Source organism: Clostridium subterminale, assembly GCF_039521425.1.
Lineage (GTDB): Bacteria > Bacillota > Clostridia > Clostridiales > Clostridiaceae > Clostridium_J > Clostridium_J subterminale.
In genome coordinates this window covers 145,867-171,025 of sequence record NZ_BAAACI010000005.1, presented here as the reverse complement: position 1 = coordinate 171,025, position 25,159 = coordinate 145,867, and the positions used below count along the sequence as shown (strand labels likewise).

17 protein-coding genes are annotated in these 25,159 nt (G+C 31.7%); 9 read left to right on the top strand and 8 right to left on the bottom strand.

Translation table 11 applies throughout. The annotated features are described in order from the left end of the window. Positions 1–278 precede the first annotated feature (278 nt). Positions 279–1,940, bottom strand: coding sequence for a glutamine--tRNA ligase/YqeY domain fusion protein (locus tag ABDZ93_RS08325; protein ID WP_343825435.1), 1,662 nt, complete (start codon positions 1,938–1,940; stop codon positions 279–281). A gap of 251 nt (positions 1,941–2,191) precedes the next feature. Next, positions 2,192–4,483 (bottom strand): RNA polymerase recycling motor HelD, encoded by a 2,292-nt coding sequence (gene helD, locus ABDZ93_RS08320; RefSeq protein WP_343825433.1) that lies wholly within the window; start codon positions 4,481–4,483, stop codon positions 2,192–2,194. Positions 4,484–4,979: 496 nt separating this feature from the next. Between helD and ABDZ93_RS08315 the strand changes: the two genes are divergently transcribed. The 3 genes from ABDZ93_RS08315 (at position 4,980) to ABDZ93_RS08305 (ending at position 7,394) form a co-directional block, all read left to right on the top strand. Then, positions 4,980–6,254, top strand: coding sequence for a double-cubane-cluster-containing anaerobic reductase (locus ABDZ93_RS08315; RefSeq protein ID WP_343825431.1), 1,275 nt, complete (start codon positions 4,980–4,982; stop codon positions 6,252–6,254). Between the two features lie 2 nt (positions 6,255–6,256). Then, positions 6,257–6,556, top strand: a complete 300-nt coding sequence (locus ABDZ93_RS08310) for a putative Se/S carrier protein (RefSeq protein ID WP_343825429.1) — start codon at positions 6,257–6,259, stop codon at positions 6,554–6,556. 76 nt (positions 6,557–6,632) lie between these two features. Continuing rightward, positions 6,633–7,394 carry an acyl-CoA dehydratase activase gene (locus ABDZ93_RS08305; RefSeq protein ID WP_343825428.1) on the top strand — a complete coding sequence of 254 codons (762 nt, stop codon included), beginning with the start codon at positions 6,633–6,635 and terminating at the stop codon, positions 7,392–7,394. Here the strand turns inward: ABDZ93_RS08305 and ABDZ93_RS08300 are convergent, their stop codons facing one another. From ABDZ93_RS08300 to ABDZ93_RS08290, 3 genes are all read right to left on the bottom strand, one after another. Beyond that, positions 7,395–8,534: an aminotransferase class V-fold PLP-dependent enzyme gene (locus tag ABDZ93_RS08300; RefSeq protein WP_343825426.1), complete on the bottom strand. Its 1,140-nt coding sequence runs from the start codon at positions 8,532–8,534 to the stop codon at positions 7,395–7,397. A gap of 113 nt (positions 8,535–8,647) precedes the next feature. Next, a complete protein-coding gene (locus ABDZ93_RS08295) occupies positions 8,648–10,237 on the bottom strand; it encodes a hypothetical protein (RefSeq protein ID WP_343825424.1) in 1,590 nt (529 codons plus the stop codon). Then, the gene (locus ABDZ93_RS08290; protein WP_343825422.1) at positions 10,230–10,940 is read right to left on the bottom strand and encodes an ABC transporter ATP-binding protein; all 711 of its coding nucleotides are present in this window, start codon (positions 10,938–10,940) and stop codon (positions 10,230–10,232) included. The genes ABDZ93_RS08295 and ABDZ93_RS08290 overlap by 8 nt, the downstream gene beginning before the upstream one ends. A gap of 518 nt (positions 10,941–11,458) precedes the next feature. On the opposite strand from ABDZ93_RS08290, the gene ABDZ93_RS08285 reads away from it, so the two are divergent. Further along, positions 11,459–12,220 carry a SagB/ThcOx family dehydrogenase gene (locus tag ABDZ93_RS08285; RefSeq protein WP_343825420.1) on the top strand — a complete coding sequence of 254 codons (762 nt, stop codon included), beginning with the start codon at positions 11,459–11,461 and terminating at the stop codon, positions 12,218–12,220. Between the two features lie 546 nt (positions 12,221–12,766). Then, on the top strand, positions 12,767–14,749 hold the full coding sequence (locus ABDZ93_RS08280) for a sodium-translocating pyrophosphatase (protein ID WP_343825419.1): 1,983 nt from the start codon (positions 12,767–12,769) through the stop codon (positions 14,747–14,749). Positions 14,750–14,882: 133 nt separating this feature from the next. Here the strand turns inward: ABDZ93_RS08280 and ABDZ93_RS08275 are convergent, their stop codons facing one another. After that, positions 14,883–15,758, bottom strand: a complete 876-nt coding sequence (locus ABDZ93_RS08275) for a tRNA 2-thiocytidine biosynthesis TtcA family protein (protein WP_343825417.1) — start codon at positions 15,756–15,758, stop codon at positions 14,883–14,885. Between the two features lie 216 nt (positions 15,759–15,974). Between ABDZ93_RS08275 and ABDZ93_RS08270 the strand changes: the two genes are divergently transcribed. The 4 genes from ABDZ93_RS08270 to ABDZ93_RS08255 all read left to right on the top strand — a co-directional run bounded on the left by ABDZ93_RS08270 (position 15,975) and on the right by ABDZ93_RS08255 (position 23,511). Continuing rightward, complete coding sequence (locus ABDZ93_RS08270; protein WP_343825415.1) at positions 15,975–17,834, top strand: S8 family peptidase; 1,860 nt, start codon at positions 15,975–15,977, stop codon at positions 17,832–17,834. Between the two features lie 12 nt (positions 17,835–17,846). After that, a complete protein-coding gene (locus ABDZ93_RS08265) occupies positions 17,847–19,703 on the top strand; it encodes a S8 family peptidase (RefSeq protein ID WP_343825413.1) in 1,857 nt (618 codons plus the stop codon). 69 nt (positions 19,704–19,772) lie between these two features. Then, positions 19,773–21,638, top strand: coding sequence for a S8 family peptidase (locus tag ABDZ93_RS08260; protein WP_343825411.1), 1,866 nt, complete (start codon positions 19,773–19,775; stop codon positions 21,636–21,638). Positions 21,639–21,654: 16 nt separating this feature from the next. After that, positions 21,655–23,511, top strand: coding sequence for a S8 family peptidase (locus ABDZ93_RS08255; RefSeq protein ID WP_343825409.1), 1,857 nt, complete (start codon positions 21,655–21,657; stop codon positions 23,509–23,511). A gap of 146 nt (positions 23,512–23,657) precedes the next feature. Here ABDZ93_RS08255 and ABDZ93_RS08250 read toward each other — a convergent pair whose 3' ends face one another. After that, positions 23,658–23,981 carry a DUF1622 domain-containing protein gene (locus ABDZ93_RS08250; RefSeq protein WP_425544766.1) on the bottom strand — a complete coding sequence of 108 codons (324 nt, stop codon included), beginning with the start codon at positions 23,979–23,981 and terminating at the stop codon, positions 23,658–23,660. A gap of 164 nt (positions 23,982–24,145) precedes the next feature. Beyond that, the gene (locus tag ABDZ93_RS08245) at positions 24,146–25,093 is read right to left on the bottom strand and encodes a type I phosphomannose isomerase catalytic subunit (protein ID WP_343825405.1); all 948 of its coding nucleotides are present in this window, start codon (positions 25,091–25,093) and stop codon (positions 24,146–24,148) included. Positions 25,094–25,159 lie beyond the last annotated feature (66 nt).

The window sequence follows — 25,159 nt, the reverse complement described above, 5'->3', positions numbered from 1 at the left end:
TTCATATATAGTAAATATCTGAGTAAAGTTATTATTATATTTTATCCGATGACTACCAGCTCTAATACCCCTATCTTCTTCAAAGTGGAGTAAAAAGCTGCTACGTCCCTGGATAACGATTTCCCCTAAAGGACAACGAGTTCTAAGTATTGAAAATACTGATACTAAGAATTCTGTTAATAAGCTTCAGTGGGAGTAAAAACTCCCTCTGAAGCAAAGAACTCTGTTTATCCAAAAAATATTACCTCTTAATTTTTTCAAATTAAGAGGTAAGCTTTTTATTTTATTCTAAAAGAACTTTTTAAAGATACTATTCTGTTAAATACAGGTTTATTCTCTGTAGAATATTTGGAATCTACATTAAAATATCCATGTCTAAAGAACTGAAAGCTTTCACCTGGTTTTACACCCTTCATATTATCTTCAACATACCCTTGTAACACTTCTAAAGAGTTTGGATTAACACATTCTAAGAAAGTTTTATTTTCATCAATTTCTTCATCCTTTATTAAAGGCTCATATAGTCTAAATTCTGCTGGTATAGCAGAGCTAGCATCTACCCAATGTATTGTACCCTTTACTTTTCTACCTGTAAATCCTGTTCCACTCTTAGTTTCCTTATCATAAGTACAATGAATCTCAACAACTTTTCCAGATTCATCTTTTATAAAATCATTACATTTTATAAAATATGCTCCCTTAAGTCTAACTTCATTTCCTGGGAATAATCTGAAGTACTTTTTAGGCGGCTCTTCCATAAAATCTTCTTCTTCAATATATATTTCTCTAGAGAATTGTACCATTCTTTTCCCCATAGATGGGTCATCTTGATTATTTTCAATCTCTAGCATTTCAACTTCATCTTCTGGATAATTTGTTATAACCACCTTTAAAGGTCTAATAACCCCCATAGTTCTTGGGGCTTTAACATTTAAATCTTCTCTAATAAAATGTTCTAATAATTGTTCATCTACAGTACTATCATTTTTTGCTACCCCTATTTCTCTACAGAAGTTTCTTATAGACTCAGGAGTATAACCACGTCTTCTTAATCCAGCTATAGTTGGCATTCTTGGATCATCCCACCCATCAGCAATACCTTCATCTACTAAAGCCTTAAGCTTTCTTTTACTCATCACTGTATTAGTAATGTTAAGTCTTGCAAATTCTATTTGTCTTGGAGTGCTTTCCATTTCACAAGCTTCTACCACCCAATCATAAAGAGGTCTATGATCCTCAAATTCTAAAGTACAGATTGAGTGAGTTATTCCTTCAATAGCATCTTCTATTGGATGTGCAAAATCATACATTGGATATACACACCATTTATCTCCTGTGTTGTGATGAACTGTATGAGATATACGATAGATTATAGGATCTCTCATATTTATATTAGGAGAGCTCATATCAATTTTGGCTCTTAAAACCTTCTCTCCATCCTTAAACTCACCTTTTCTCATACGATCAAATAAGTCTAAATTTTCTTCAACGGTTCTATTTCTGTAAGGACTTTCTTTTCCTGGCTCCTTTAAGCTTCCTCTATATTCTCTTATTTCATCAGGAGCTAAATCACATACAAAGGCTAATCCTTTTTTAATTAAAAGTACTGCTCTATTATACATTTCCTCAAAGTAATCTGATGCAAAGTATAAATCGTCCCAGTTAAACCCAAGCCATTTTATATCATCCTTTATAGATTCAACATATTCTGTATCCTCTTTAGTAGGATTTGTATCGTCAAATCTTAGGTTAGTTTTTCCATTAAACTCATCTGCTAACTCAAAGTTTAAAACTATAGATTTTGCATGTCCTATATGTAAATATCCATTTGGTTCTGGCGGAAAACGAGTAATTATATTGTCATGCTTGCCACTCTGTAAGTCATCCACCACTATTCTTTTAATAAAATTTGAAGATGTATTTCCTATATTTTCTCCCATAATAATCACTTCCTCTTATTATATTTTATTTAGGTTGTTATCAAATAATCTAACAATATCATAGTATTCATATACCTTCATTATCGAAACATAATTCATATTATCAATAAATTATCTAATTATTTTGACTTACACACCCTTAAATATATCATAATTTGTACTTTTTTTCTATTATCTTTAAAATTACAGCACCATAACTTTCATTCTAAACTATACCCTATTATTCCTTATTGCAAATAGGCTTATACCTATTATTCATCCATAAGTAAAGAAGAAAATGATCCATTATACATTACATATTGAAGATGTAACGCTCTTGTTAAAGCTACATAGAGTAACTTTTTATCTAGAACCTCGTCCTTATATATATTCTCATTGCAATTATAAACAATAGTTGCATCAAATTCTAATCCCTTAGTCATATAGCTAGGTATAACCACGTTATTTATATCTAATTTATTTTGACTCTCTTCTATCATTTCCCATTTATATTTTGATTGTTTTTTAAGTATTTTATGTAGTTCTTTGCACTCCTTATAGGTTTTGCAAATTATAGCTACAGTTTTTTTATTTTTACTATATATCTCTTCTAATAAAGAATCAATAATTCTTATTTCTTCATGTTCTTCAGCATAAATAACTCTAGGTTTATCTCCATGTCTTAATATAGGAAGCGCTGGTTTTATATTTAACTCTTGCTTTGCTAATACCTTGTTAGCAAATTCTATTATTTCTACTGTAGACCTATAGCTTTGAGATAAAGTTATATAAGTGGCATCTTCGTTAAATACCTTTTCTATTAAGCCTTCCCATGAATTAATTCCTTTATAGTTATAGATTCCTTGACCTAAATCTCCTACTATAGTCATGGAGTTATTCTTTGATATTTCCTTTAATACATTAAACTGCATAAGGCTATAATCTTGTGCTTCATCAATGACAGTATGAATATAATTCTCTTCCCCTACACCCTCTAGTTTTAGTTGCAAGTATGTCAAAGCCGTTAAATCATCACAGTCTATATTTTTTTTAGCAATATTTTCATTTATTTCATCTTTCATATAATCAGCTAACTTTTTAGGTATGCAATTATCTGTTACAGATGAAAAAGCTTCTTCATCATTATATAAATTTATATAACTATCTACTACACTTATCTTCTTCCAACCTACAAAAAATTCCTTTAACGATTTACTACCTTTAGTTTTTAGTCCTCCTATAAGTTCATCTCGCTCATCATAGGTTCTAATTATTTTTTTTCTCTTATCTTCTTCTGATATATCTTTTCTATCCTTTATATCTTTTATCTTAAAGAAGTATATATTTTCTATCTTTTCTTTAATTTCTTCTATTCTATTTTTCAACTTACTTTTAAAATATCTATTTATTTCATCTTTTCTTTTGTTAATAGGTAAATTCCCTAAATCCTTTATATAAAGCCTTTTTATTTCCTTTGATGTAAATAAAACATACTCATCTACTAATATATCGTCTACTTCAGAACTTCTTCTTTCTAAATATTTTATAAACCTATCCATAATAGTTTTATAGGTCATTGTACCTTTTATCTTGCTTGATGCAGTAATGTATTTAATCTCTTCTTCATCTTTACATTCCATTATATGTGCAAGCTTTTTATCCTTAGTTATTATTTTATGTTTAGTGTTTAAAATTGTACCACAAAGCTCCTCAAAGGTTGACTGTTTTACATTACTAACTCCTAAGTTTGGTAAAATATCTGATATATAGTCTAAAAATAACTGGTTTGGTGCAACCACTAGTATATTCCTATTATTCATTTCATCTCCATAGGTATACACTAGGTAGGCTAATCTATGTAATGCTACAGTAGTCTTTCCCGAACCCGCAGAACCTTGAATAATTATAGGCTTATTTTTATATGCCCTAATAATTTCATTTTGTTCTCTTTGAATGGTATTAACTACATCCTTCAACTTTTTACTCATATTTTCTTCTAGATTTATCTTTAAAAACTCATCTACTAGTTCTTCTCCATCTTCTGATACTGGAACTATTAACTCATTTACTCCCTCATCAAAGATATTTATTATTTTTCCATCCTTAACTTGAAATTTTCTTTTTAATAATAGCTCTCCTTGAATTTCTCCCATGGGGGCAGTATAGGATGCTGGTCCAAAAGTTCCACTATAATATAAGTTAGCAAGAGGTGCTCTCCAATCAATGACAACCTCCTCGTTCTTAACTTCATCTATAAGTCCAAACTTACCAATATAAAAGCTTTCCATATCTCTTATCTTTTCTTTGAAATCAATTCTTGCAAAGTATGGATTATCTTTACTTTCATTATATTTGTGCAAATCCTTATTAGCGAAGTCTTGAATGTTTTGGGCTAAAATTAGTTCTGTACTAAAAGTACCCCCTGCAGATTTCTTAAGAGCTGCTATTTTAGTTTCATACTCTTCACATTTTTTTTCAGTCTTTAAAAGTTGTTCTCCTATCCACTCCTTGGTGCTATTGAATTTCATTTCTTCCTTCAAAGTCTCTTCTCTATTAATTGTCATTATTTTTCACCTCTCACTTCTTATATTTTTGAAAAAATATAGAGGAAAAATCCTTTGGATTCTTCCTCTTTGCTTATAATGTAATATTATTTTTGCATTAATTGTATAGTTTTCTAAGAACTTATCATAATAAAATACTTCTCTATTTATGAGTTGCCTATATATTATATATTATAATTATAGAAAATAATAGATAGTTTTTTGTTAATTTTACAAATTTATATTAATAATCCTTAAGCTTGTGGAGCTTTAATCCAAATTTACAGCACCCTTTTCCTTTTATTTACTATGTATTTATTATTTCTATAGCTTCGACTTTATATATCATAAAACACAATAGTAACAGTATGGATACTCGTTGTATGTGTCCATTTTCCAATGTTATAATGTGTTATAGATTGAATATATTAGTTCAATCATATTTTATATGTAAAGTTAGGTTTAATTAAAATGTCATAAAATAATATGACACCAAAGTATAAAAGGGGGATTTGTAATGGCAGACTATCATAAAATGTGGGAAAGCTTAAACATGGATTTAGAAACTCATGACCAGCTATGCGAGGTATTACCATCTATGTTTGAAGATGTATATTTAACTCAAGAAAATCGTCCAGAATCAATGGATTACTTTAACTTTGTAATTGCAGAAATTCATGGAGTAAGACCAGCAGAACTTATTGAACATCAAAAAAAAGGTGGTAAAGTATTTGGTACTTTTTGTGTTTATGTTCCTGATGAAATAATATTTGCAGCAGGTGCTATTGCTACTGGTCTTTGTGGCGGTTCTCAGTTTTGGGTTCCAGGTGGAGAAAAGGTATTACCATCAGGTACTTGCCCACTAATAAAAGCTTCTGTTGGTGCTCGTTTGGATAGAACTTGTCCATTCTTTAGAATTGCTGATATGTATATTGGTGAAACCACTTGTGATGGAAAGAAAAAGGCATGGGAAATCCTAGGTGAAGATGTACCTATGCATGTTATGGACTTACCACAAATGAAACGTAGAAAAGACGTGGAAGGTTGGGCTGAAGAAATCAAAACACTTATGTCTAAAATTGAAGAATTTACTGGTAACAAAATAACAGCTGAATCTCTTTCTGCAAGTATTAAATTAATTAATAATAAGAGACGTGCTCTAGCTAGACTATATGAATTAAGAAAGCAACCTAATCCACCAATTAGTGGTAAGGACGTATTACTAATTTCTCAAATTGCATTTTATGATGATCCAATTCGTTTTACACAGATGGTAAACAAGCTTTGTGATGAATTAGATGAACGTGTAAAACAAGGAATTGGAATATTTAAAGAAGGCACAAAGAGAATTCTATTTACAGGTACACCAATGGCAGTTCCGAACTGGAAATTACATCACATTGTAGAAACAAGTGGTGCTGCTGTAGTTGCTGAAGAAACATGTACAGGTACTAGATACTTTGAAAACTTAGTAGATGAAACAAAAACAACCATTGATGATATGATCATGGCATTAGCTGAGCGTTATATGAGTATTAATTGTGCATGCTTTACACCAAACAATGGAAGAATCGATGATATTAAACGTTTAGTAGAAGAATATAAAGCAGATGGTGTAATTGACATTAACTTAAAATTCTGTAGCCTATATGATATTGAAGGATATACAGTAGAAAAAGCACTAAAAGAAGCAGGTATTCCTGTGCTTGGAATCGAAACTGATTATAATGACCAAGATTCTCAACAATTACGTACTAGAATCGGTGCCTTTGTTGAAATTCTTAATAGTTAATTATGACTTGTAATTCATCAAATAAATCCCAACATGAAGAGCTAACAGTTATGGAATATTATGTACTATTTCCAAATCATAATAATGGATTACATTTATACCGTAGCTTAAAAAATGCACAAATTAAGGCTACTATTGTGCCTACACCTAGAAGGGCAAGTTCCTGTTGTGGTATTTCACTGTTAATACCAAAGGAAGCTATTGATGCAGTCAATGAATATATAAAAACAGAAAATATTGATATCATTGATATTGTAGCTCTTCCTAAAATATCAAATCCCTTAAGGGATAAATTTTACTAAATTGGGGGTGAGAAATAGTCTGCAAGGAATATTTCTTACTCCTTGTTTTAATTTATATAAAAGGCGGTAATTTAATATGTATTTTATAGGAATTGATATTGGTTCTACAGCCTCTAAGGTTGTTGTACTTGGGGATACTCAGTTGGAATTTGTACTTCCTACAGGATGGAACAGTAAGGAGACTTCCCAACTTATTAAAGAAAAACTCCTTAAAGAAAATATAGATGTGTCTTCTAATGAAGTAAAAGTTATTGCTACTGGCTATGGACGTATATCAGTAGACTATGCTGATAAAATTATTACAGAGATAACTTGTCATGGCCGTGGTGGAAAAGAATTGGCTCAAAATGACTGTACTATTATAGATATCGGTGGACAAGACACGAAAATAATCACCCTACAAAAGGGTATTGTGGTAGATTTTCTTATGAATGATAAATGTTCAGCAGGTACCGGTAAGTTTATTGAAGTTATGGCAAATAGATTAGGAGTAACCATTGAAGAATTATTTAAATTAGCTACTTATGGAAATGCCCTTCCCATTAGCTCTATTTGTACAGTCTTTGCCGAATCTGAAATTATAAATTATATAGGTGAAGGTAGAGATAGATCTGATATTGCTGCAGGAGTTATTGATTCTGTAGTTACTAAAGTATCCTTGCTTTGCAATCGTCATGGTCTATCAGAAACTCTAATTCTTACGGGAGGCTTAAGCGGAAATCAATATTTTACTCATTTACTTGGAACTAAGTTAAAGAAATCTATAGTTGCAACTCCAAGAGGTCGATATGCTGGAGCTCTAGGAGCTGCATTAATTTCCCAAGATAAATTTGCTTAGCTATACTATATTGCTCAATGCATTGATACACGTATCAATTTCCTCTTTAGTATTGCTATGACTAAATGAAAATCTAACTGTACCTTGAGGATAAGTACCAAGAGTCTTGTGTGCACGTGGTGCACAATGTAATCCAACTCTAGTTGAAATACCATAAATACTATCTAATAAAAAGGCCACTTGGGCATTATCCATAGATTTAAAATCTATAGATACGATTCCTAATCGATTTTCCATGGTCTTTTTTCCTATAATTTCTACGTTATTTAATTTTTGAACTCCTTCAATAAAATATTCTGTTAACCGAAGTTCTTTCTCTTTAATTTTATCCTTCCCTACAGATTTAATATATTTTAGGGCAGTATACAATCCAATGATACCTGGTAAATTTAATGTACCACTCTCAAATCTATCTGGTAAGAATGTTGGAGGTTCTTCAGAATCTGATATACTGCCTGTCCCTCCAACAATGGTAGGTGAAATCTTACTAGCTATCTCATCCCTTACAATAAATCCACCTATACCTTGAGGCCCTAACAGACTCTTATGTCCTGTAAATGCTAAAAAATCAATGTTATATTCTTCCATATCTATATCTAAAACTCCTGCAGTCTGAGCTGCATCTACTACAAATACAATATTATTTCTTCTACATAGTTGTCCAATTTTTTCTATTGGGATAATAGTACCGCATACATTTGATCCATGTATTGTAATAATAGCCTTTGTGGTTTCTTTTATTAATGATTCAAAATCCTCTACTGTAATATTACCTTCTCTATCACCTTCTGCAATATCGAACTCAACCCCTACCTTTTCCATCTGAACTAATGGCCTCATAACTGCATTATGTTCCATACTACTTACAATGACATGATCCCCTGGCTTAAGGTATCCTTTTATAAAAAAATTTAATGAGTAGGTAACACTTGGAGTAAAAATAACATTACTAGACTTAGGAAATTTAAATAGTTCACAAATTAGTTCTCTAGTATCATAAACCATACCTTCTAAGTCATAAGCCCCCTCGTATCCTCCACGATTAATGTTAAACGCACCCTTTTCTATCATCTCTGCCATAGCTTCACCAACATTAGGAGCCTTAGGAAATGAAGTACTTCCATTATCAAAATATATCATAGTTAAAAACATCTCCTATTTATATTAATATATACTATATGCTACCTCAATTGTATTTACTTTTCACTTCATAGTCAACGAATCACCTAATTAATTAGTATTTTATTTGTTATCTATCTAAGCTTGAAGGTTTTAGGTGCCACCTTATAAACTACTATTAAAGCAATAATCATATAAATTACAGTGAAAATAATAATTCCTACACTAAATAAATATGAAGTAACATCAAGATTTAAGCATATATAACAACCTATATACATAAGTGAATTTATTATACTAAATAACGGACTTTTAATTTTTAACGCCGCAGTATAAGGCTGAATTACATAATATAATACTAAGTGATGGATTGAAAAGAAGCATGATAAGCATATAATACTTAAAAACATCGGTATCATTTCAAACATCATAGGAAACCTACCTACAGATAATATAATACCAATTATGCCCATACAAATTGCTAATGCAGGTATAACATTAAAAATAATTATTCTCTTAAGTCTTGCTCTAAAATTAGCAATTATAACATTACCTTCCCTATAGTATCCATATCTTAGTAAACTTACATCACAATTATAGAACATTGCCTTACAAATCTTTTGACTAGTACATATAGAGTACATTATGAATATCCATAGTGGCGCTTTTTTATATAAAACCTTTATAACATCTTCCCCAGCTTCTGGCTTCCATAATACAAAACCAATGATAGCTAAAGATATAATTATAATTGCTATAACTATATTTCTTGTAGCTCTAGATAGCAACTTCCTATGTCTCCTAAAAAATATGGCATTTAAATATTCATATCCTTTTTTACTCTCATATATATTAGAGTTTAACTCTTCACTTTTCATCTTTTTTTCATCTATTTTTACATCTGCAAAGGTAGCCTCGGCCATTATATTTTGACCATTAAAGGCCATAGCCTTAGTACATATAATTTTATCAATCTCCTTAAACTTTTTATATTTAAATATATATTTAAGTGATATTCCTGATAAAATTATCAATAATGCTAGAACTCTATAATCATATAGCCAGTTACCAATACTTATATTAATCTTCAAGAATGGAAGCAGATAAGCTAATACCATACCTAAAACTATAATTATTACATTATATATAGCCTTAGAAGGAAGTAATATTTTAAGCTTATCATATATAAATAAGTGTACTAACTCTCCTATAAATCTAATTGCAATAAATTCTATGGATAAAATCATTCCTTTTAAAGGCGAAAATACTATAATCATTATAGGAATAAAATGTATGAAATCTAATATTCTCTTATATACTATTTGCCCAATAAAATATTTTCTAGAATTAACTCTCATTAGCCTAATCATATTAAAAGATTTTAATATATCAGAAAGTACAACAGTATCTTCAAGAGGTCCAAGTATAAAACTTAAGAAAAAGAATGTCTGAACTGCAATATCCTTTGTGTTGCCAATATCACTTGAAAAGTACATGGCTGGAATTAGCACCATCACCCCTATATAGATAGCTTTTCTAATAAATCCAAATAAAAAAGACAATATTTCAAATATAATTCCAAGAGTCATTTTAATATTTGTTTTTCCATAAAGATTTTCTGGGATTTTCTTTCCTATTATAGGAATCTTCTTAATGAAATATATAAATGTATTTGCTCTTTGGGCAAAAGCAAATTTATATGTACTAGTGAAAATTCTAATCATTGCTTTCCTCCCTCAAGATTTCCATAATACGTTCTTCAAACTCTCCACTTCGTAATATATCACTTGGAACTTGCTCTAATATACCATTATTTAATACTACAATTTCATCACATAAATCTGTAGCAAGCTGTAATATATGAGTTGAAAATATAATTATATGGTCACTTTTTATTTCCTTTAATAAATTCTTAATCTCTAAGGCTACAATTACATCAAAAGAACTCAATGGCTCATCTAATAAAATTACTGGTGGTCTTGATATTAAAAAGCATAACATTTGAATCTTATTTTTCATTCCATGAGAATAGCCTTTTATTAATCTATGACTATCTTCTTTAGCTATTTTGATAATGTCTAAATATTCTTCTATTGTTTTTAAATCTTTAATTTTATTCTTGTTTATATCAATGTAAAACTTAATGAACTCATATCCAGTTAAAAATTCTGGTAGTACTGGGTCTGCAAAAACATACCCTATATTAGAGTAATCTAACCTGCTCTCATCATTCGTACTATTCTGTAGAGTAACTTGTCCACCTTCATTTTCTATTTCTCCACTTATACAATTGAATAAGGTAGTTTTACCAGCACCATTTCTTCCCAAAAGTCCATATATCTTTCCTTTTTCAAAGGTAAAAGATGCCCCTTTTAAGACCATTTTATTTTCAAAACTCTTTTCTATATCCTTTAATATTAACTCCACTTTTCTCCCCCTAATCTTCTTCAAACCCTTATGAACAGAACAACTATTTAAATAGTTAACTAGTTTTATATATAAATATTTATATATTTCCCTAGAAAAAATTTTTCATATATCCTCATTAACTATTAAATCACATATTTTACAAATTATCTATTTAAAACTAAGGCTTATTATGAAATAATAATATAAACAGAGTTCTTAAATTCTGTGAAGCTTTACTAACATACTTCTAAGTATCAGTATTTTTGATACTTAGAAGTCGTTGTCCTTTAGTGAAAATCGTTATCCAGGGACGTAGCAGCTCTTTATTCCCACTTTGAAGAGAAGCAGAGAGCCCAAATCTCTGATTTGGTGCGAATCGCTTTCACAGAGTGCGATGAGAGTATTAGAGCTGGTAGTCATCGGATAAAGGTTATTTTTATATTATTACTTTCTAAGTAATAACTTAGAATGAATAATAAATCTGGACTAAGTTTATTTATGAACACATTACTTTACTGTTTAAGGAGTTGTATTAAATGGAGAATTTAGAGAAATTTCGAAACTTTATGAAGTCTAGCTTTTCAACAAACGATGATGAAGATGAATATGAATTATCTGATCAACAAAAGAAATTACCTCAGCCACCTTTAGAAAAACCTTATAATGAACATGATAAAACTATAGACTTACCTGAGGTAACAGATAAAATTTTAGTTAGATCTAATATCCTAGACATTATCAATCAAAGGGAAAGTCATAGAAAATTTACTGATGATAATCTAAGTTTGGAGGAACTTTCCTTCCTTCTTTGGTGTACACAAGGTGTAAAAAAAGTTACTGCTAATAACTATGCAACCTTAAGAACTGTCCCTTCTGGTGGCGCTCGTCATTCCTTTGAGACATACTTAATAATAAATCATGTAACTGGTGTTAAGAAAGGCTTATACAGATACCTTCCTTTAAGTCATAAATTGCTTATAATGTTAGAAGATTCTACTTTATCAGCCCAAATTTCTGATATAGCTTGTGGACAAACATTTGTTGGTGATAGTGCAGTAACATTTATATGGAGTTGTATTCCCTATAGAGGAGAATGGAGATATCTAGATGCTGCCCATAAAGTTATGCTCCTTGATGCAGGTCATGTATGCCAAAACCTTTATCTCGCTTGCGAAGCTATAGATTGCGGTACTTGTGCTGTAGGAGCCTATGATCAAAAACTTATAGATAAATTTCTTGCATTAGATGGTGAAAATGAGTTTGTAGTCTATGTAGCTCCAGTTGGTAAAGTAGATTAATAACCCATAATTCATAAATATGATATATTTATCAACATTGAAAGGATATCTTAAGTAAAATTTAAGATATCCTTTTTATATAAATTAACTATAATTATTAATCATAATTGACAGTTATAACGTGGCATTAATACTTTCTTTCTACATATAAAATGTATCACAATTTAGTATATTAAAATAATTCTATATTTTCTTTTAATATATTCAAATATATTTAAATAAAATTTAACTTATATTTGACATAAAATTATTATGATGATAACATTTATTAGTACTAATAAGATTTTAATTGTATTTAAATACATATTAATTATGAAATATTAATTAACTCTGCTTATCTGTCTAGGGATTATTAATCACATAAATTCATATATTAATTAACCATTTTTACTCTAAAATGGCTAATTATTCAGCTTGATATATCATAATTATTTTTGTATCATATACAACGTTAATACAAAGGACAAATCCAATTGGGGTATAGGTTAAACCCTTCACTTCAATTGTTTAATAAAACTAAATAAGAACATATAGGGGGATTTTATTATGAACAATCTTATCTACGTTTGTATAGCTGCTGGATTGCTTGCTTTAATCTCTGCCTTTTTACTACTATCAAAAATTAATAAAAGTAGTGAAGGTACAGATAGAATGAAAGAAATCGCTTCAGCTATCAGTGAAGGTGCTACTGCTTTCTTAAAGGCAGAGTACAAAGTATTAATCATTTTCTGTGCTGTTATTTTCGTATTAATAGGTGTAGGAATAGGCAGCTGGGTTACAGCAGTTTGCTTCTTAGTTGGAGCGTTATTCTCAACTCTAGCAGGTTATGTTGGTATGCATACAGCAACTAAAGCTAATGTAAGAACTGCTGAAGGTGCTAGAACATCTGGTATGAGTAAAGCACTATCAATTGCATTCTCTGGTGGAGCTGTTATGGGACTATGTGTTGTAGGTCTTGGACTTCTAGGAGTAAGTGTAGTTTACTTTTTTACAAGTAATGTAGAAGTACTTACTGGATTTAGTTTAGGAGCTTCTACTCTAGCTCTTTTTGGACGTGTTGGTGGTGGAATATACACTAAAGCTGCTGACGTTGGAGCTGACCTTGTTGGTAAGGTAGAAGCTGGTATACCTGAAGATGATCCTCGTAACCCTGCAGTAATTGCTGATAACGTTGGCGATAACGTTGGTGACGTTGCTGGTATGGGTGCAGACTTATTTGAATCATATGTTGGTTCTATAATATCTGCTATTACACTAGGTGTAGTTGCTTTCGGAGTAAAAGGAGCTATTTTCCCACTTATAATATCTGCAGCAGGAATTTTCTGTTCTATAATAGGTGTTGTGCTTGTAAATAATAGCAAAAGCCAAAATCCACACAAAGCTTTAAATAGTGGAACTTACTTAGCTAGCATATTAGTTGTTATATCTGCTGCAGTACTTAGTAAAAGATTCTTCGGAGATTTCTTACCATTCTTTGCTATAATTTCAGGAATTATAGTTGGTTTATTAATTGGTAAGTTAACAGAAGTATACACTTCAAGTGATTTTAGATCAGTAAAGAAGATTGCTGATCAATCTGAAACTGGTTCTGCAACTACAATTATATCTGGACTTGCTGTTGGAATGGAATCAACAGCTCTACCTATAGTATTAATTGCTATTGCTATATTAGTTGCTTATTATTTCTCTGGATTATACGGTATAGCTCTTGCAGCCGTTGGAATGTTATCAACTACTGGTATTACTGTTGCAGTTGATGCTTACGGCCCAATTGCTGATAACGCTGGTGGTATTGCAGAAATGTCCGGACTTGATTCATCAGTTCGTAAAATTACAGATAAATTAGACTCTGTAGGTAACACTACTGCTGCTATGGGTAAAGGATTTGCTATTGGTTCTGCAGCTCTTACTGCATTAGCATTATTTGCTTCTTACTCTCAAGCAGTTGGATTAACTACTATAGATTGTTTAAATCCTAAAGTAATTGTTGGATTATTAATTGGAGGTATGCTTCCATTCTTATTCTCAGCATTTACAATGGAATCAGTTGGTAAAACAGCTAACAAAATGATTGTTGAAGTTCGTAATCAATTTAAAACTATTCCTGGTATTTTAGAAGGTACAGGAAAACCTGACTATAAAAGATGTGTTGAAATTTCAACAGCTGCAGCATTAAAAGAAATGATGCTTCCTGGAGTTATGGCTGTAGCTGCGCCATTAGTAATTGGTATCTTACTTGGTACTGAAGCTTTAGGTGGACTTCTAGTAGGATCTCTTGTTTCTGGAGTTATGCTTGCTATCTTCATGTCTAACTCTGGTGGTGCATGGGATAACGCTAAGAAATACATTGAAGAAGGCACTCACGGTGGTAAAGGTAGCGATGCTCATAAAGCTGCTGTTGTTGGAGATACTGTTGGAGATCCATTCAAGGATACATCAGGTCCATCAATCAACATATTAATAAAACTTATGACAATTGTTTCTTTAGTTTTTGCTTCACTATTTGTTTCAATAGGTGGACTTTTATAGAAATCTAATTATAAGTTAAAATATTAAACCTCTTATTCTAGAATTATAATTCTAGAATAAGAGGTTTTTATATATAGCTTTTATCTCACATCTAGGCACTATATCATCTTTGATTAATTAAATACCTTGATTTTTAATCTAAAAATTCTCCACCATATTCTTCTAAGAAAGAATGTTTTTGTCCGTCCTTTTGCCATCCAAGTATTGCATCCATATTTACATTTTCAGCAGCCTTAAATATAGACTTATCTACATCCTTAAAATTCTTTTTCATTTCTTTTATCATATCTTTTATTTCATGTCTTTTGTTACCTATCTTCTTTGCTGCTACCATACATGCACAGTTAAGAGGCCATATACCACTACTTTGTATAAAGTTTTCTATATAACTTTCTTCAACATAATAAAGAGGGCGTATAAGCTCCAATCCTTTAAAGTTAGTTGCTTTAAGTTTTGGAAGCATAGTTTTAAAAGTTCCCCCATAAAGCACATTTAACATAGTAGTTTCAATAACATCATTAAAGTGATGTCCTAAGGCAAGCTTATTACATCCAAGTCTTTCAGCTTCAGAATACAATGCCCCCCTTCTCATCCTAGCACACATATAACATGGATAGTCCTTTGCTATCTCATCTATAATATCAAATATTTTAGAATCAAAGGTATGTATCGGTATATTCAGGTAATTACAATTATCCAGTAAAAGCTCTTTAATCTGTGGATGATACCCTGGGTCCATAGCAATAAACTCTAATTCAAAATTTACTTGTCCATGACGCTTTAACTCTTGAAATAATTTAGCCATTATTATACTATCCTTACCTCCTGATATTCCAACAGCTATCCTATCTCCATCTTCTACTAGGTTGTATTCTCTAATAGCCTTTATAAACTTAGACCATACTGATTTTCTATATTTTTTTATTAAACTTCTTTCTATTTCTTCTAAAGGCTTTCTTTCATTAAAAGGGACTAGTATCTCACAGCCTTCTCCTGCTACACCACTCATTTATTTCACCTCGTATATTTTATAATATATTTAATATTTTTTTATCTATAAACTTACCTTGATATTATAACACCTTTATATATTTTTGTCTTGTTACTGCAATTAAGGTATCTTCAAAAAATAAATAAGTCAGAATGCTCGTCTATTTTGTAACTACTTTATGACATATTGAATAATATAGATAGATAAGTAAGTTTTGGAGATGTAAATTTATTAATGAATACTTTAAATACATCTAGAGAAATTAACACCTGTAGAGAAGCTTATCTTAGTGAAGATTATGTTAGTCTTTTTATTCAGTATGATGAAGATCTTGCTAAAAAGCTTAAAGACATAGATTATGTCTGTACTTATAATATATCACCTTCAACATATATAGTCTCCGTGCGTGCTGATAAGTATGATGATTTTCTCCATAAATTCAGAAATATATTAAATATAGATGTTAGCTTTCCTTACACTTTATCAGCTATCGAACCGGTAGATGCTGCTAACATAACTCTATTTCATGGAGAAAGTTTTTTAAATCTTACAGGAGAAAGCACCATAGCTACAATTATAGATACAGGTATAGACTACTTAAACCCTCAATTTCAAAATGATGATGGCACTACAAGAATAGTGGCTATATGGGATCAAACCATTCAAAGTCCTCCATCTAACAATGCAAATGCCCCCATTTTTGGCACTATTTATAGTCGTGAAGAAATTAATAGAGCTATACACACCTCTTTGGAAGGTGGAAATCCCTATGATATAGTCCCTTCACGAGATGAGGTCGGTCATGGTACAGGTATGGCTGGGTTAGTTGGCGCAAAGGGTTTAAATGGAGTAATCGGCGGAGCTCCAAAGTGTAAATTTCTAATTATAAAACTCAAAGAAGCAAAAACAAGTAATCTTAAATTAATAGGAATTAATAACAGAAAAAATCTTCTTATTTATGAAGGCATTGATATTTATTTTGCAATACAATTTGTAGCTGCATACCACTTAAATCTAAGAACCCCTATGAGTGTCTTATTATCCGCCGGAACAAACTGGGGAGGACATGAAGGCCTTTCTTCCATAGAGATAGACATTGATCGTTTTTCTTCTAGACGAGGTCTTATCTTTGTAACTAATACAGGAAATCAAGGTGCTAGCTTAACACATATATTAGGCAGATTTTTAAAAAGTAATACTTTACAAGTTATAGAGTTTATTGTTGGTGAAAATGAAGATAATTTAGTTCTTATGCTATGGATACAAAAACCTGATAAAATATCTATAGCTATAATTTCTCCTAGTGGTGAAATTGTAGAACTTATTCAATCTAGGCCACCGTATGGAGAATTTGAGCAGGCTAATCTCATACTTGAAAATAGTATAATAAATATTTCGTTTATCAGTTCTGAATTTGCAACTGGTAATGAATCTGTATATATAACTGTCCAAAATCCTAAGAATGGACTTTGGCAATTAAGGCTTAAGGGAGATTATATAGTTAATGGTGTTTATCATATGTGGCTACCACAAAGACCTATTATACAGCCAACCACTAGAGTTATAAATCCTAACCCATATACAACATTGCAAGCTCCTGCAAATGCTAGAAATGCAATTACTACATCCTTCTATGATCAAAACAATAATACTATATCTGTAGAATCTGGCCGAGGATTTACTGCCGATAATAGAATTAAACCTAATCTAACTACTGGTGGTATTGAAGCATTAACCACAGGATTAAATAATGAAAATACTGTACTTTCTGGCGGTTCTGTGGCTGGAGCTGTACTCTGTAGTGCTACGTTACTTATGTTACAGTGGGGAATTGTCCTTGGAAATGATATTAACATGTATGGTCCTACTATTATTTCTTATCTCACAAGAGGTACTAATAAAAGAACTGGAGACATATATCCAAATCCTGAATGGGGCTATGGCATGCTAAATCTTCAAGGTTCCTTTGAGAACCTTAGGTCTTCTAATTTACTTAGAATTTCTGATAATTATAGTAAAGAACATTCTCTTCCTTATAAATGTTATATAAAAACCCCAAAAGAATTATATAGAAGAATAGACGATATTCATTAGGAGGATTAACTTATGAATTTAAATAATTTAAGAGAAATAACTAATCAGATTCCTACCTCTCCACAATATACCAGTTATATAGTTTATTATAGTGGTAGTATAGTTAGCTCTATTGCTGAAATACCTCAAGCCAGCGTTATAATATTAACCCCTTATATGGCTGTTATATTTGTAGAAACTGGTTATGAAAATTTAATTGCTTCTATTTCTAATGTTAGCATAATAGAACCTCCAAATGAATATATTCTTACACAACTATCCCCTCTAGAAACTTCTAATATAATACAATTTACTGAGGGTAAGCCCATAGATTTAACTGGTACTGGAGTAATCATAGGTACTATAGATACTGGTATAGACTATTTAAATGTAGAATTTACTAGAGAAGATGAAACTACTAGAATCTTGTCTATTTGGGATCAAACTGATAGTAGTGGAGTTCCACCAGAAAATATTCGTTACGGTAGCGTATATTCAAATGAGCAAATAAATTCAGCTATTAAATTAAGTAAAGATGGTGGTGATCCATACTCTATTGTTCCTGAAAGAGATACCAACGGACATGGAACCCAGTGTGCAGGTATAATAGGTGCTAGAGGTTACAACAATGTGAGAGGTGCTGCTCCTAACTGTGATTTTATAGTAGTAAAGGTAAGACCTACAAGAGAATTCTCCGAAATATCGGAGATCTCATCAACTAGTATACCAATTTACCATAATACTGATATAGCTACAGCTATGCTTTACCTTATACAAGAAAAAGCTAAATATCAAAGGCCTATAGTAATATTTTTACCAATGAGTAGTAATCTAGGCGGTCATGATGGTACTTCCGCTATTGAGGAGCTTATAGACTATTACTCTTTTGCTGCAACGGTAACCTTTGCTTTAGGTACTGGTAATCAAGGTAATTCTGAAACCCATAGTTCAGGTTATATAAATAATACTGGAGAAACTGTATCTGTAGAACTTTCAGTAGGTCCAAATCAAGGTAATTTAAATGTATCTATATGGTGTAGGTATCCTGATAAAATATCCTTGGGAATAACTTCTCCTAGTGGTCAAGTAGTTTCTAGAATACCCGTTAAAATACGTCAACGCGTAGCGATTAACTTTTTATATGAAAATACTACCACTGAGGTAACATACTTTTTTCCTGAAGTTATATCTGGCAACGAATTAATATTCTTATCCTTTTCTAATATTGCTCCCGGTATATGGACTGTAACTTTATTTGGTGATTATATTGTAAATGGCTTATTCAATGTCTGGATTGATCAACGCCCACTATCTAGACCAGGTACTGCTTTATTAAATCCAGATAACTTTGTAACCCTTGCCATTCCTTCTACTAGTGCCACTGCTATTACTACTGCATTCTATAACCAAAATACTGATACCATAGGCTCAGAATCTGGAGTTGGTTTTACATCAACCAATGAAATTAAACCTGAAATAACTTGTGGAGGTGTAAATGTATTAACGACTTCTCTAAATAATACTACAACTACTATATCAGGTTCCAGTGCCGCCACCGCAGTATTAACTGGTGCTATAGCTCTATTATACCAATGGGGTATAATAGATAATAATCTACCCAATATGTCTTCCGAAACTATAAAAACACTTTTAATTAGAGGAACTAGGAAGAGGCCAAATGAAGCGTATCCTAGCCCGTATTGGGGTTATGGTACTCTTGACATGCTTGGAGTATTCGATGCCATTAGAGGAATTTACTATCAGCAGGATCAAATAGCACCACCTATTACTATTAACCCAAAACCTGCTATACTTTTGAGAAAATGTGATGATAACATAGATACTGTACTTCCTGTAAGCTTATTAGGCAGATTAAAATATAATAAATAATGTAACTACTTTTAATACTATAGAATACTATAAATAGATAAACAATTTTTGGGAGATGTAAGTTTATTAATGGATAACATAAATATATCTAGGCAGGCTAACCCATGTAAAGATGCCTATCTTAGTGAAGATTATATCAGTCTATTTGTTCAATATGATAGGGACCTCATTAGTGAGCTCGAAGCCGTAGAATATGCCTGTGCTTTTAGAGTATCTGATATAGACTATATTGTGTCTGTAAGAACTACTAATTTTGATGACTTTATCCGTAGCTTTAAGAATAAATTTACCATAGATACAAGTTTTCCTTATACCTTATCGGCTGTACAACCAGTAGATGCTGCTAATATAACACAATTTCACGGAGAAACCTTTTTAAATCTTACAGGAAAAGGTACAGTAGCTGCAATTATAGATACTGGAATAGATTATTTAAATCCTCAATTTCAAAATCCTGATGGTACTACAAGAATTGTGGCAATATGGGATCAAACCATTGAAAGTAATGTAACTAATAATGATCCTATAGCCTTTTTTGGTACAATTTACAGCCGTGAAGATATCAATAGAGCTATTCAGGCATCTATTCAAGGTGGAAATCCTTATGATATAGTTCCTTCAAGAGATGAGTTAGGTCATGGTACGAATATGGCTGGTTTAGTTGGGGCAAGAGGATTAAATAATGTAATAGGTGGTGCTCCTGACTGTGAATTTCTAATTGTAAAGCTTAAAGAAGCTAAAACTAGCAATCTTAAGTTAATAGGAATCAATAATAGAAGAAGTACTCCAATTTTTGAAGGTATCGATATTTATCTTGCCTCAAGATTTGTAATAAATTATAATGATGTGAACTTATTAGAACCTATGAGTATTTTATTATCTGCTGGAACAAATTGGGGGGGCCATGAAGGCTTAACTTCCATAGAACAGGATATCGACTTTTTTTCCACTAGAAAGGGCCTCGTGTTCGTAACTAATACTGGAAATCAAGGTGCTAGTTTAACACACGCCACTGGTAGGTTTTTAAAAAGTAACTCTCTACAGATTATCGAGTTTATTGTAGGCTTAAATGAAGATAACTTAGTTCTTATGCTCTGGATTCAAAGGCCCGATAAAGTATCTATAGCTATAATTTCTCCTAGTGGAGAAATCGCCGAACCAGTACAACCTGAACTAGTAGGCACAGAGTTTGAACAAGTTAACCTAATTCTTGAAAGCAGTGTAATTAATATCGCCTTTACAAGTGCTGAATTTGCTAGTGGAAATGAATCTGTATATATAACTATAACCAATCCTAAAGATGGGCTTTGGCAAATAAGGCTTAAGGGAGACTATATAGTTAATGGGGTCTACAACATGTGGCTACCTCAAAGGCCCCTTATTCAGTTAACCACTAGAGTAATAAATCCTAGCCCTTATACTACATTGCAAGCCCCTGCCAATGCTAAAAAAGCTATAACAACCTCCTTCTACGACCAAAATAATAACACCGTAGCTGTAGAATCTGGTAGAGGATTTACTGCTGACAATAGAATTAAGCCTAACTTAACTACTGGTGGTGTTATGGCCTTAACTACTGGACTTAACAATGAAACCATTTTACTTACAGGAGGTTCAGTAGCTGGTGCCGTGTTGTGTGGTGCTACTCTTCTTCTGCTAGAGTGGGGAATTGTCCTTGGAAATGACCCTAATATATATGGGCCTACTGTTATTTCTTATTTCACTAGAGGTACTAGCAAAAGATCTGGTGATATATATCCGAATCCTCAATGGGGCTATGGAATATTAAATCTTCAAGGTTCTTTTGAAAATCTTAGATCCTCTTCCCTGATTACAAGTTCTAATGAATTCATTACCCCAGGAGAAAATCACCTTCCATTTAATTTTTCAATAAAAGTTCCTAAACAATTATATAGAAGAATAGATGATATATAAGGAGGATGTGTAATTTATGAATCTTAAGGACTTAAGGGAAACAACTCCACAAGTAGATATTCCATCACAATACAGCAGATATACAGTTTACTATAGTGGAGATATAATTAGCGCTACCGCCTCCATTCCTCAAATCAACGTTGTAGTACTAACTCCATATCTGGCAGCTATATTTGTAGAGCCTGGATATGAAAATTTACTTGTAACTATACCTAATATTAATGTAATTGAACCTTTCAATAACTATATACTTACACAACTATCACCCTTAGAAACTTCTAACATACTTCAATTCACCGAAGGCAACCCTATATACTTAACTGGAACTGGTGTAATTGTCGGTACCATAGATACGGGTATCGATTACTTAAATGTAGAGTTTACTAGAGAAGACGGAACCTCTAGAATATTATCCATTTGGGATCAAACTGATAATACTGGAACCGCTCCACCTGGAATTAATTATGGTAGCGTATATTCACAAGAACAAATAAATGCAGCTATTAAATTAAATAGGGAAGGTGGTGATCCCTATTCCATAGTCCCAAGGATAGATACTAATGGACATGGAACTCAGTGTGCAGGTATAATTGGAGCTAGAGGTTATGGTGAAATTAAGGGAGCAGCACCTAACTGTGATTTTATAGTAGTTAAACTACTGCCTACAAGGGAGTTAACAGATGCAATAGATCCGTCACTACCTGGCATTCCAGTTTATCGTAGCCCTGATATAGCTACAGCTATGCTTTATCTCTTACAACAACGTTATATATATCAAAAACCCATGGCAATATTTTTACCTATTAGTAGTAATCAAGGTGCTCATAATGGTAGTAGTGCTCTCGAAGAGCTCATTGACTACTACTCTTTTTCTAATAATGTTTCCTTTGCCGTAGGTACTGGTAACCAGGGTAACTCTGAAACTCACGCCTCTGGTTATATAAGTAATACTGGTGAAACTTCATCTGTTGAGTTCTCAGCGGGCCCAAATCAAGAAGATTTAAATATATCTATATGGTGCTCCTATCCGGATAAACTATCTTTGGGGCTAACGTCTCCTAGTGGGCAAGTAATTTCTAGAGTTCCTGTGAAAATTGGTCTAACTACAACCCTTAATTTTTTATATGAAAACACTACTGCTAGACTAGTTTACTATTTCCCTGAAATCATATCTGGCAATCAGCTAATATTTTTGTCATTTTCTAATATTGCTGCTGGTATATGGACTATAAATCTGTTTGGTGATTATATAGTAAATGGTTCTTTTAACGTTTGGCTTGATCAAAGGCCTTTATCTAAGCCTGGTACAGCGCTACTAAATCCTGATAATTTTACAACTCTTACCATACCTTCTACTAGTAATCTAGCTATTACTACTGCATTTTATAACCAAAATACCAATACTATAGGTTCAAGTTCTGGAGTTGGATTCACAGCAAATTATAGAATAAAACCTGACTTAACCTGTGGTGGAGTAAATGTATTGACCACTGGCTTAAACAATACCATCACAACTATCTCAGGTTCCAGTGCAGCCACAGCAGTATTAACTGGTGCTATAACCCTATTTTACCAATGGGCTGTAACCGATGGAAATATTCCTGTATTGTCCTCTGAAAGCATAAAAACTTTTTTAATTAGAGGAACTAGAAAAAGGCCTAATGAGGCCTATCCTAATCAATTTTGGGGTTATGGTATTCTTGATATGGTTGGAGTGTTTGATGCTATTAGGGGAATTTATGCTCAACAGGATCAACTTGCCACCCCTATAGTTATAGAGCCAAGGCCTGTTACTCTTTCAAGATACTGTGATGATAATATAGAAACTGCTCTTCCTATAAGTTTACTAGGTAGATTAAAATATAATGAATAGCATTGAATTAATAAAATACAAAAGGACTATGTGATACTACTAAATAAGCTAAATTTAGTAGTATTATATAGTCCTCTTTATTTGATATTAATCTAGTCTCAAAATAAGTCTAAACTTAAGTCAATTACAATATAACTCAAAAATCCCTAATGTCCATCACTTTTTATTTCCCAATGAATAACAAAGGTTAATATAGCTCTGAGTAATATTATTGCAGCAAGTATATACATCTCATCAAAGTTCCTTACTATTACAGTTTTTAAAATCTCAGCCGCTAGTTTAAACTCCAGTGCAAGAGCCAGTGCTTGTGCAAAATCTACCTTTATAGAATAGTTAACTGGTTTAAATAAGCTTAGAATATATCTATAAAAAGCCTTTATCCCAGCTACTAGGATTACTGTGGTTCCCATTAATTCTAGCATTGAAATAATTGTAGGTATTATCATTGTAGTAATAACATGTTCCAATATTAAAATCCCCCTTAGATAAATTCATTGTTACTCGTATATTATTATATTAATATTGACTTGTCCATTTATTAATAACCACTTATGTAATTGTTTACTATTTATTGCAAAATTTTAGCCCTGAACTTATATAGATTGCTCTATTTAAGTCTAGGGCTATTTTTACTTTAAAATATATAGCTCTTTATCAACTTCATATTGCCTATTAAAATATAATCACCTAAGTATGCCGGTATTAGAAAACTTTCCAAGGTGGATATATCAATACATTGTCTAACCCCTTCATCTATAAAACTAATTTTTCCTTTACCTTCTACACAGGTAAATATAAAAAACTTATTTTTATCACTACTTTCATTATAGCTACCTTTTATATTATATATATCTATATTGAATTTTTCTAAATTAGTATAGTTTTCTATGACTAGATTATTTTTTATACATATAATCTTAGGTTCGCCATTAAAATTAATTGCATCCAATGCCTTATCAACATGAAGTTTTCTTCCTCTATTATAATCATAGACCCTATAGGTAATATCACTATTTTGTTGTATTTCTGCCAACAATATGCCCTTTCCTATGGAATGAAGTAATCCAGTTTCTATTAAAAATAATTCTCCAGGTTTAACTGATATTTTATTCATGCAATCTTCCACAGTTCCATCCTCACAACTTCTCTTAAATTCTTCCTTTGTGCATCCTTTTGTACCGACAATTATTTCTGCTCCTTCTTCACAATCTATAATATACCAGGCCTCAACCTTACCATTATCATTTTCTAATCTATGAGCATACTTATCATTGGGATGAACCTGAACAGATAGATTATCACTAGAATCTATAATCTTTATAAGTAATGGAAAATCTTTATCTATAAATTTATCTGTATATATCTTATCTCCTACAATTAAGTTTTTGTATTCCTTAATTATTTCAATAAGTGCTTTTCCTTTATATTTTCCATTGCTAACAATACTCATTCCATTTTTATGACAGGCAATCTCCCAGCTTTCTCCTATGTTTCCTTTAGGAAGATTTATTCTATATTCTTCTAGTTTTCTTCCTCCCCAAATCTTTTCATAATATAAATTTTCAAATTTAATAGGATACATATTGCCCTCTAATATAAATGTTTATATTTTAAGGTATGCTATGTATCCTAATAAGGTTAATTAAAT